Raw genomic sequence first — 9,483 nt, 5'->3', positions numbered from 1 at the left:
GCCGCCCCGCGCGCCCGCCCCCGGGGCGGGGCGGCGGCGCGCGGGCTCCCCCGGCCTCGGGCGGCCCCCGCCGGCCCCTCACGCGTGCCGGGCGCCGGTGATCAGAGCTTCTCGGGGGTCCGGATGCCCAGGAGCGACATGCCCTTGGAGAGCGTGCGGGCCGTCAGCTCGCACAGGAAGAGGCGGTTCTCGCCGACGACGAGCTCCGGCTCGGGCTTGATGACCGGGCACTGGTCGTAGAACGTCGTGAACAGCGAGGACAGCTGGTAGAGGTACGCCGCCAGCTTGTGGGGGGCGTGCTCCGAGGCCGCCTCGGCCAGGAGCTCGCCGAAGTGGTCCAGGTGCAGGCCCAGCGCCCGCTCGGCCGGGGCCAGTTCCAGCTCCGGGTGCGCGGCCGGCCTGCGGTCGCCCGCCTCGCCCGCCTTGCGCAGGATGGACCGGATCCGGGCGTACGCGTACTGGAGGTAGACGGACGTGTCGCCGTTGAGCGAGACCATCTGGTCCAGGTCGAACTTGTAGTCGCGCGCGGCCGAGGTGGACAGGTCCGCGTACTTCACGGCGCCGATGCCGACCTGCCGGCCGTTCTCGACGATCTCCTGCTCGGTCAGGCCGACCTTCTCCGCCTTCTCCCGCACCACGGCCGTCGCCCGGTCCACGGCCTCGTCCAGCAGGTCCACCAGCCGGACCGTCTCGCCCTCACGGGTCTTGAAGGGCTTGCCGTCCTTGCCCAGGACGGTGCCGAAGGCCAGCTGCACGGCCTTGACGCCGTCGCCGAGCCAGCCCGCCCGGCGCGCCGTCTCGAAGACCATCTTGAAGTGCAGGGACTGCCGCGCGTCCACCACGTAGATCAGCTCGGTCGCGCCCAGGTTGCCCACGCGGTCGCGGATCGCCGAGAGGTCGGTCGCCGCGTAGCCGAAGCCGCCGTCGGACTTCTGGACGATCAGCGGGGTCGGGTTGCCGTCCGGGCCCTTGACGTCGTCGAAGAACACGCAGAGCGCGCCGTTGGAGCGGACGGCGACGCCCGACTCCTCCAGCAGCTTGCACGTCTCGACGAGCATGTCGTTGTAGCCGGACTCGCCGACGACGTCGGGGTCCTGGATGTCCATGTCCAGCTTGTTGAAGACGGAGTAGAAGTAGATCTTCGACTCGTCCACGAACCGCTGCCACAGCGCCAGGGTCTCGGGCTCGCCCGCCTGGAGGTCCACGACCCGGGCCCGGGCACGCGTCTTGAACTCCTCGTCGGAGTCGAAGTGCGCGCGCGAGGCCTTGTACAGGCGGTTCAGGTTGGACATGGCCTCCTCGCCGGAGGCCTGTTCGTCGGCGTCGTCGCCGCTCTTGTGGTCCAGCTCGTGCGGGTGCTCCAGCAGGTACTGGATGAGCATGCCGAACTGGGTGCCCCAGTCGCCGATGTGGTGGCGGCGGACCACCTTCTCGCCCGTGAACTCCAGGATCTCCACCATCGCGGCGCCGATCACGGCGGAGCGCAGGTGGCCGACGTGCATCTCCTTGGCGACGTTCGGCTGCGCGTAGTCGATGACCGTCGTGCCCGGGTTCGCGGCGAGCGGGACGCCGAGGCGGTCGTCGGCGGCGCGCGCGGCCAGGGTCTCGACGATCGCCCGGTCGGTGAGCGTGATGTTGAGGAAGCCGGGTCCGGAGACCTCGATCTCCTTGATCAGGTCACCGGAGTCGAGGCCCTCGACCACGGTCGTCGCCAGCTCGCGCGGGTTGGCCTTGGCCTTCTTCGCGAGCGCCAGGATGCCGTTGGCCTGGAAGTCGGCCCGGTCGCTTCGTCGCAGCAGGGGGTCGCTCGCACCGGCGTCCGGCAGGGCGGAGGCGAGTGCGTCGGCGACGCGCTGGTTGACGGAAGAAGCGAGGGAAGGGACCGAGGCCATGAGCTGCCGTTCCTGTGAGGTGGTGCCGGTGGGTGCACTTGGTTGTTCCGACAAGTGCCGAGTATCCCACGCGGGCGCTGCCGTTCTCCCGGGATATCGGGGAGCGCCGAGCAACCCCGGAGCGGCCTGTTCCGTCTGGGAGAATGGCTGAAGCCAGCATTCGAGATAGAAGGACGTGTCGTGGCTCAGAGCGCCGAGAGCAGCACCGAGACCGACTGGGTCTCCCGTTTCGCGGACGAGGTCATCGCCGAGGCGGAGCGCCGAGCACCCGGCAAACCTGTCGTCGTCGCGTCCGGCATCTCTCCCTCCGGCCCGATCCACCTGGGCAACCTGCGCGAGGTCATGACCCCGCACCTGGTCGCGGACGAGATCCGCCGGCGGGGCATCGAGGTCAGGCACCTGATCTCCTGGGACGACTACGACCGCTACCGCAAGGTGCCGGCCGGCATCCCGGGCGTGGATCCGGAGACCTACGGCCAGTACATCGGAATGCCGCTGACCTCGGTCCCCGCTCCGGCGGGATCCACGTACGCCAACTGGGCCGAGCACTTCAAGGCCGCCCTGATCGGCGCCCTGGACGAGCTGGGCGTCACGTACGACCCCATCAGCCAGACCGAGCAGTACACGGCCGGCACCTACCGCGAGCAGGTGCTGTTCGCGATGAAGCACCGCGGCGACATCGACGCGATCCTCGACCAGTACCGCACCAAGCAGAAGCCGGGCGGCAAGAAGCCGCAGCAGAAGCAGGTCGACGAGGCCGAGCTGGAAGCGGCCGAGGGCTCGGGCGCGGCCGCCGAGGACGACGGCAGCGTCGGCGAGGGCGGGTACTTCCCGTACAAGCCGTACTGCGGCCAGTGCGGCAAGGACTTCACCAAGGTGACGTCCTACGACGACGAGACGACCGAACTGACCTACGTCTGCACCGAGGACGCCTTCACCGAGACGGTCAAGCTCAGCGAGTTCAACCGCGGCAAGCTGGTCTGGAAGGTCGACTGGCCGATGCGCTGGGCCTACGAGGGCGTGATCTTCGAGCCCTCGGGCGTCGACCACTCCTCGCCCGGCTCGTCCTTCCAGGTCGGCGGCCAGATCGTGGGCATCTTCGGCGGCGAGCAGCCGATCGGACCGATGTACGCGTTCGTCGGCATCAGCGGCATGGCCAAGATGTCCTCCAGCAAGGGCGGGGTCCCGACCCCGGCCGACGCGCTGCAGATCATGGAACCGCAGCTGCTGCGCTGGCTGTACGCCCGCCGCCGTCCCAACCAGTCCTTCAAGATCGCCTTCGACCAGGAGATCCAGCGGCTCTACGACGAGTGGGACAAGCTCGAGGCGAAGGTCGCCGACGGCTCGGTGCTCCCCGCCGACGCCGCGGCGCACGCGCGCGCCGTACGCGTCGCGTCCCACGAGCTGCCCCGCACGCCGCGCCCGATGGCCTACCGGACGCTCGCGTCCGTCGCCGACATCACCGCCGGGCACGACGAGCAGACCCTGCGCATCCTCAGCGACCTGGAGCCGGAGCGGCCGCTGCTCTCCCTCGACGAGGTGCGCCCGCGCCTCGACCGGGCCGAGAACTGGATCACCACGCAGGTCCCGGCCGACCAGCGCACGCTGGTGCGCGACGAGCCCGACGCGGAACTCCTGTCGTCCCTGGACGAGGAGGGCCGCGAGTCGCTGCGCCGGCTCGTGGACGGCCTCGACGCGCACTGGTCGCTGGACGGCCTGACCACCCTCGTCTACGGCGTGCCCAAGGTGATGGCCGGCCTCGAGCCGGACGCCAAGCCGACGCCGGAGCTGAAGGTCGCGCAGCGCACGTTCTTCGCCCTGCTCTACCGGCTGCTCGTGACGCGGGAGACCGGGCCGCGCCTGCCGACGCTGCTGCTCGCGGTGGGGGCGGACCGGGTGCGCACGCTGCTGGCCGTGTAGGGCGGGCACCGACACGAGAAGGGCCCGCGCCCCGGGGAACCGTCCCGGGGCGCGGGCCCTTCCCGTTCCCGGCGCGCTTGGGGCACCGGGAGGGGCTACGCGATGTGCTCGCTCTCCAGGTCGCGCTGGTAGCGCTGCTTGAGTTCCGGCATCAGGCGGCGGATCATCGACGCGCTGCGCGGGTGCACGACTCCGTGGCGGTCCGAGAGGTGTATGTCCACCTGCTCCGGGGTCGGGAAGCCGGAGAACTCGTCGATGTAGGCGCGGAAGACCTCGTAGGCCGCCTCCGCGAACTTCTCGTCGTCGATGTTCGCGACGAGTCCGGCCTCCGGCCCGGCCTCGCGCGCCGTCTCCTCCTGGCGGGGGGCCGGGACGGGGAGCTCCTGCTGCTGGGGCCGGGGCTGCTCCGGCTCCTCCGGGCCCGGACCCGACGGGGGCATCACCGGGGTCGGCTCGAGGCCCTCCACCAGGCGCGGGTTGTAGCCGCCCTCGTACGCGGCCTGCGGGGCGCGGGGAGCGGCGAACCAGGCGCTGTTGTGGGCGGCGGGCATGGCGGTGGGGTCCACCGCGAAGGCGGGAGCCTCGGGGTGGGGCCCGTACACGGCGTCCTGCGCGCCCGGATCCGCGACCGCGAGGCCGGCCTGCTCTGCCTGCTGCGTCTGCTGGGCCTGCTGCGTCTGCTGGGCGGCGGGGCCCGCCGGGCCGAGTGCCTGCGCCTGCTGCGCGGCCGCGGCCGCGGCCGCGTCGGCGCCGGCCGGGAGGGCCGGGGTCTGCGGACCCGGAGCCTGCGGACCCGCGGCCTGCGTGGCCGGGGCCGTCGCACCGGGAGCCTGCGTCGCCGTGATCGCCGCCACCGGGGGCAGGAGCAGGGGGTCGATGCCGGCGGCCGCCAGGCCTTCGGGGGCGGTCTGGGCGAGGGGGACGCCGATGCGGGCCAGGCGCAGCGGCATCAGGGCGCCGACGGGTGCCTTGCGGCGCCAGGCGCGGCCGTAGCGGGCCTGGAGGCGGGCCTGGTAGATCAGGCGGTCCTGTTCCATGCCGACGGCCTGTTCGTAGGAGCGCAGCTCCCACAGCTTCATCCGGCGCCACAGTTTGAAGGTGGGGACGGGGGAGAGCAGCCACCGCGTGATGCGGACGCCCTCCATGTGCCGGTCGGCGGTGATGTCGGCGATCCGGCCCACGGCGTGCCGGGCGGCTTCGACGGTGACCACGAACAGGATCGGGATCACGGCGTGCATGCCGACCCCGAGGGGGTCGGGCCAGGCGGCCGCGCCGTTGAACGCGATCGTCGCGGCCGTCAGCAGCCACGCCGTCTGGCGCAGCAGCGGGAACGGGATCCGGATCCACGTCAGCAACAGGTCCAGCGCGAGCAGGACACAGATGCCCATGTCGATGCCTATGGGGAAGACGAGCGAGAAGGTGCCGAAGCCCTTCTGCAAGGCGAGGGCGCGCACGGCGGAGTACGAGCCCGCGAATCCGATCCCCGCGATGACGACGGCTCCGGCGACCACGACACCGATCAATATGCGGTGCGTACGAGTCAGCTGCATCGCGGCCACCCGCGATCCCCTCCCCTTGTCGAGCTACGGCAGGGCACAGCGTACGCGCGTACGGGTGACCGGACGTCAGCGGTCCGCCTGCGCCGGAGCCCGGGGAGCCCCTGGGCTCCGCCGGGTCCGGTCCGTCAGGAGGCCGCGGTTCCTCAGGAGGCCGCGGGCGAAGGTGCCTGCTCAGGCTGGTTCGACTGGTTGGCGGCGTCGACCGAGGCCACCGTCTCCTTCGTCGCCGCGGTGGCGGCCTCGAGCAGCTTCGCCGCGTCCGGAGCGTCGGCGCCCTCGTAGGCCGCGCCGTTGTAGTCGAGGGTGATCACGACGTTGTGCGCGCGGGCGATGATCGTCGTGTTGGAGAAGTCGCCGTCCTTCTTGGTGGTGAAGGTGAGCGCGGTGGCCTGGTCGCCGATGCCGCCCGTCGGCTCCGCCTTCAGGTTCTCCGCACCCTCGGTGACCTTGGCTTTCTCGACCTGCTTGGTGTACTCGTCCTCGGCGCGCTTGCTGCCGGTGCCGACCGACGCGAGCGAGTCGTAGCGGACGAGGGAGATCGAGAGCCAGCGGTACTGCGAGCCCTTGAGGCCGGCCTCGTCGAGGCCGTTCCAGGTGCAGGTGGCGCGGCTGGCCAGGTCGTTGGACTTGGCGGCCGTGCCGTTGGTGTCCTTCGCCTTCGGGACGATCGCCTCGATGGTCTTCGCGCTGACCGTCTTGCACGGCTCGGGCAGCGTGGAGTACACGGCCTTCTCGAGCGCGGCGGACGGCTTGGTGCTCGGCTTGGCGGAGGAGGACGAGGACGCGCCGGACGTCTTGCCGTTGTCGGCGCCCGAGTCCTTGCCCGAGTCGGACGAGCAGCCGGCGACGGTGAGGATCACCGGGACGGCTGCGCAGGCGAGAACGCGGGTGAGACGCGAGGCTGATCGGTGCATGATTCCTTCAGACGTTGTGGGTCTTCGTGCGGGTCTTCGTGCGGGCTCGGGGGCCCACGTTCGGGCGCGGGACCCCGGCAACCGTAGCCCGCCCCGGCGCCGGGCTGCTGTGCGCGCCGTCACTCCGGACGGGTGCGCCCCCCTGCGGGCCGCTGCCGGCGGGCCCCGTCATTCGTCGAAACGCTCCACCAGGGCCTGCGCCAACTGCCGTGCCCTGTCCTGGGTTTCGCCGCTGGGCGGGACCGCTCCGGGGAGCGCGGGCTGGACGCTGTACTCGACGCTGACGATGACGTTCGAGGTACGGAACACAATGCGGACCGTCCGCGCCTGGACGGCGTTGGCACCGGCCTGGCCGAGCTTGTCGTCGAGGAAGGCCTCGTTGCCGAGCCCTTCGAGGACGCGGGAGCCGAGCTCGACCGGGGCGGAGGGGGAGGGCGATCCGGAGGGGGACCCGGAGGGCGAGCCGGACGGGACGGGACCGGCGCTCGTCCCGGCACTCGCGCTGGCGCTGGCGCTCGGGGTGGGGGCCGGGTTCGTGGCCGCGCCCGGGGTGGTGGCCGGGCCGGGGAAGGGCAGGTGGGCGTCGGTCAGCTGGCGGATGAAGACCTGCCGCGCCTTGTCGTCGTCGCTCGTGGTGGCGCGGTCGTACGAGACCACCCGCTCGAACCCGACCGACAGCAGCCGGGTCTCGGTCGGCGTCTGCGCGGTCCAGCGGCAGCCGACGCGCCGGTCGGCGTCGTACGAGGCGTCCGCGACGCCGGCGTAGAGCGCCTCGCGCTGTTCGGGCGTGAGGGAGTCGGCGGCCGGGAGCATCGCCTTGATCTTCTTGGCCTCGGCGGCCTTGCAGGGCATGGGCAGGATCCGGTACCGGCCGGGCTGCGCGACCGCCCCGGCGCTGTCGCCGGCCTTCGCGTCGCTCTTGGTCCCGACGCCGCCCCCGTCGGTGCACGCGGTGAGCCCGGCCGTGAGGAGGGCCAGGGCCGCGATGCCGGGCAGGACTCCACGTACTCCACGTACCGTCTTGCGCTGCACGTTCCACCGGCTCCCTTCGACAAAATGCGTTGCCGCGGCTGGGGCGCGGATGGAAACAATGTCTATCGCACACGCTGGTGCCGGCGCCGGTCTCCTGTCGTATTTGGGACCACGAGCGAGGCTTTTCGCGTATTCATTCTTTTCTGCGGTTAACGGGGTATTGAGGCCGACATGTCGTATGTAGAAGTGCCCGGGGCGAAGGTTCCGATCCGGATGTGGACCGACCCGGCGTCGGTCGAGGACAGCGCGATGCGCCAGCTCCAGAACACCGCCGGCCTCCCGTGGATCAAGGGCCTGGCCGTCATGCCGGACGTGCACTACGGCAAGGGCGCGACGGTCGGCTCGGTCATCGCCATGAAGGACGCGGTGTGTCCCGCGGCGGTGGGCGTGGACATCGGCTGCGGCATGTCGGCGGTGAAGACCTCCCTGACGGCGAACGACCTGCCGGGGGACCTGTCGGGACTGCGCTCGCAGATCGAGCGGGCGATTCCGGTGGGGGCGGGGATGCACCGGGAGGCGGTGGATCCGCAGCGGCTGTACGGATTCTCCGTGGAGGGGCACGCGGACCTGTGGAAGCGCTTCGACTACCTCTCGGACGCGGTGAAGTTCCGTCACGAGCGCGCCATGAGGCAGCTGGGCACCATGGGTGGAGGCAACCACTTCTGGGAGCTCTGCATCGACGGGTCCGGGTCGGTCTGGATCATGCTGCACTCGGGTTCCCGCAACATCGGCAACGAGCTGGCCGACTTCCACATCGGCGTGGCGCGGGGCTTGGAGCACAACCAGGGCCTCGTCGACCGGGACCTCGCCGTGTTCCTGGCGGCCACGCCCGAGATGCGGTCCTACCGGGACGACCTCTTCTGGGCGCAGGAGTACGCCAAGTACAACCGTGCCGTGATGATGAGCCTGTCCAAGGAGGTCGTCCGCAAGGAGTTCCGGAAGGCGAAGGTCTCCTTCGCGCCGGAGATCAGCTGCCACCACAACTACGTGGCGGAAGAGCGCTACGACGGCATGGACCTCCTGGTCACGCGGAAGGGCGCGATCCGCGCCGGCAGCGGTGACTACGGGATCATCCCGGGCTCCATGGGCACGGGCTCGTACATCGTGAAGGGCCTCGGCAACGAGAAGTCCTTCAACTCGGCCTCGCACGGCGCGGGCCGCAAGATGAGCCGGACGGCGGCGAAGAAGAGGTTCTCGACGAAGGACCTGGCGGAGCAGACCAAGGGCGTGGAGTGCCGCAAGGACGCGGGCGTCGTGGACGAGATTCCGGGCGCCTACAAGTCGATCGAGCAGGTCATCGACCAGCAGACCGATCTGGTCGAGGTCGTGGCGAAGCTCAAGCAGGTCATCTGCATCAAGGGCTGAGGTCTTCGGGCCTTTCGGGGGAGTGGAGGAGTCCGGACCGTTCGCGGTCCGGACTCCTCCGCATGTGGACCGGTCAGTCGAGCAGCATGTCCACCGACAGTTCGAGGCTCACCCCGAGGTGGTCGGGGAGGGGGAACGTCATGCCGCGCTTGAAGGTCCTGCGCGCGTGGTAGCCCGCGCCGCGGGGGTCCGTGTAGAGGACGACTTCGTCGTGGTGCCGATCGGCGATGACGTAGACGGGGACGCCGGCCCGGGCGTAACTCTCCACCTTGGTGCCGGTGTCGTCCGCCCAGTTCGAGGAAGTGACCTCGAGGATCATGCGGAAGGCGTCGTGCCCGTAGCAGTTCTTCGCGACCTTGTGGTCCAGGAAGTCCGCCTCGACGAGCGAGAAGTCCGGGACGGCGTAGTCGTCCTCCCCGGTGGGGAGCCAGATGCCGATGCCCTGGAGGAATTCCAGTCCCGCCTTCTCGGCCCCGGCCTCGTGGAAGGCCACCGTGAGCCGGGTCAGGGTCCGGGCGTGCCGCCCGTCGGCGGGTGGTGTCACGGTGAGTCTCCCCTGGAGAATTTCCACGCGGTGTCCGGGAAGCTCTTTGGAGAGACGATCGGCGGCCTCCGCGATCGTGGTCTCGTGCTGCATCACGGCCACAGCTTCCTCCTTCTCGCGGCTCACGCTTCCGGAGCGTAGCCGCGCCCACCGACATTCGGCTCGACTTCACCCATACGGGTCTTCGGGGGCCTGGAGCCGGGACCGGTCCGGGTGGGGTCGCCAACTCCCCTCGGGGGTGGCCGGGTTGGGCGTGA

Annotated in this window: 7 protein-coding genes; 2 read left to right on the top strand and 5 right to left on the bottom strand. The window is 70.8% G+C overall.

The genetic code is table 11. From position 1 onward, the window contains the following. Positions 1-101: 101 nt before the first annotated feature. Positions 102-1,892 carry an arginine--tRNA ligase gene (gene argS, locus ACWF9Z_RS23495; RefSeq protein WP_453604878.1) on the bottom strand — a complete coding sequence of 597 codons (1,791 nt, stop codon included), beginning with the start codon at positions 1,890-1,892 and terminating at the stop codon, positions 102-104. Positions 1,893-2,072: 180 nt separating this feature from the next. Between argS and lysS the strand changes: the two genes are divergently transcribed. Continuing rightward, positions 2,073-3,812 (top strand): lysine--tRNA ligase, encoded by a 1,740-nt coding sequence (lysS, locus tag ACWF9Z_RS23490; RefSeq protein WP_453604877.1) that lies wholly within the window; start codon positions 2,073-2,075, stop codon positions 3,810-3,812. Between the two features lie 95 nt (positions 3,813-3,907). Here lysS and ACWF9Z_RS23485 read toward each other — a convergent pair whose 3' ends face one another. From ACWF9Z_RS23485 to ACWF9Z_RS23475, 3 genes are all read right to left on the bottom strand, one after another. After that, positions 3,908-5,371 carry a DUF2637 domain-containing protein gene (locus ACWF9Z_RS23485; protein WP_453604875.1) on the bottom strand — a complete coding sequence of 488 codons (1,464 nt, stop codon included), beginning with the start codon at positions 5,369-5,371 and terminating at the stop codon, positions 3,908-3,910. Between the two features lie 143 nt (positions 5,372-5,514). Continuing rightward, the gene (locus tag ACWF9Z_RS23480; protein WP_453604873.1) at positions 5,515-6,285 is read right to left on the bottom strand and encodes a DUF3558 domain-containing protein; all 771 of its coding nucleotides are present in this window, start codon (positions 6,283-6,285) and stop codon (positions 5,515-5,517) included. 168 nt (positions 6,286-6,453) lie between these two features. Then, a complete protein-coding gene (locus tag ACWF9Z_RS23475) occupies positions 6,454-7,317 on the bottom strand; it encodes a DUF3558 domain-containing protein (protein WP_453604871.1) in 864 nt (287 codons plus the stop codon). A 171-nt stretch (positions 7,318-7,488) separates the two neighbouring features. Here ACWF9Z_RS23475 and ACWF9Z_RS23470 point away from each other — a divergent pair, with 171 nt between their 5' ends. Continuing rightward, positions 7,489-8,682, top strand: a complete 1,194-nt coding sequence (locus tag ACWF9Z_RS23470; protein ID WP_453604869.1) for an RtcB family protein — start codon at positions 7,489-7,491, stop codon at positions 8,680-8,682. A gap of 73 nt (positions 8,683-8,755) precedes the next feature. Here the strand turns inward: ACWF9Z_RS23470 and ACWF9Z_RS23465 are convergent, their stop codons facing one another. Beyond that, complete coding sequence (locus tag ACWF9Z_RS23465) at positions 8,756-9,352, bottom strand: Uma2 family endonuclease (protein WP_453604868.1); 597 nt, start codon at positions 9,350-9,352, stop codon at positions 8,756-8,758. Positions 9,353-9,483: the final 131 nt, after the last annotated feature.

Source organism: Streptomyces sp. NPDC054961, from assembly GCF_053609145.1.
Note: the sequence above shows the minus strand (reverse complement) of the source record. Positions and strands in the feature narration are given on the sequence as shown.